Origin of the sequence: Gelidibacter maritimus (genome assembly GCF_014062315.1) — a bacterium.
Classification (GTDB): domain Bacteria; phylum Bacteroidota; class Bacteroidia; order Flavobacteriales; family Flavobacteriaceae; genus Gelidibacter; species Gelidibacter maritimus.
Genome location: NZ_JACGLT010000045.1, coordinates 1 through 906, shown reverse-complemented (window position 1 = coordinate 906; position 906 = coordinate 1). Strand labels below are relative to the sequence as shown.

At 33.6% G+C, this 906-nt stretch carries 1 protein-coding gene; it reads left to right on the top strand.

Annotated elements, in window-relative coordinates; genetic code table 11:
- The first annotated feature begins 106 nt into the window (after positions 1–106).
- The gene (locus tag H3Z82_RS19425; RefSeq protein ID WP_182207115.1) at positions 107–679 is read left to right on the top strand and encodes a hypothetical protein; all 573 of its coding nucleotides are present in this window, start codon (positions 107–109) and stop codon (positions 677–679) included.
- Positions 680–906 lie beyond the last annotated feature (227 nt).

Genomic DNA, 906 nt, shown 5'->3' with positions numbered 1-906 from the left:
TCGCTTACTTGGAAAATCCTGCGGATTTTCCAATGGTAAGTACCTGTTTGCAATTGTCCGTGACGAACCACGCCACTGCTCATACACGAAACGTTGTATGCCATTTATGAAAACGCTAATTATTAACATATTAATCGGATTAAGTTTCTTCCATTGTTTTGGACAAACTGACAATGAAGGAAAATATCAATTTGCCAAAGATGTTTTCAATTCGAAAGAGTACGTCAAAGGAAATTATGACCGATTTTCTGGACGGATTGACTCAATTGACTCAAACACATTTAGACTTGGAGAAAAGATTTTAAAAATTGAGACTGGCAATAATGAATTAAGAAAACTGATTGGAATTGGAGTTTTTAATGCGGATGAGATTTTTGGAAAACAAACTACCAAAAAAACGAAAGCGGAAATTGACTCTTTAAGCCAAAATCAAAAGGTCTTTTTCAATCTGACTCGAAATGATAGTTTAGCAGTTTGTTGTTTTGAATCCTTGGAAAAATTAAATCCAAATCCGCAAACGAAAAGATTTAAGTTTTGGGTTATGAAAATTGGAGTCGCAAACCCAACCGAATATTATATTGAGCTGTATAATGACAAAGCAACAAAAGAAACTGAATTGGATGAATTTATTGAAAATTCTAAAATGAGTTTTTATTATAAAGGAACATTAATAATCTAAAAAAACGGCATACAACAATGGCTATAAGTAATTGCTTGTTCTCGCCTACTTCTTAAAATCCTCGCGGATTTTCAGTTTGGTGTGTACTTGCAAAGTTTAGTGCTAAAACACGCAACTACTCATAGCCGAGACCGTTAGCAAAAACAGGTGAAGACCAAAATCTACGGAAAATTATAACGCCAAGGTTTGCTCTTAAAAAACAAAAATTGCGGATTTCTAAAAAAGAA

Coding starts and splice junctions, on each gene's coding strand:
- H3Z82_RS19425 (WP_182207115.1), top strand. CDS start 107: ATGAAAACGCTAATTATTAACATATTAATCGGATTAAGTTTCTTCCAT.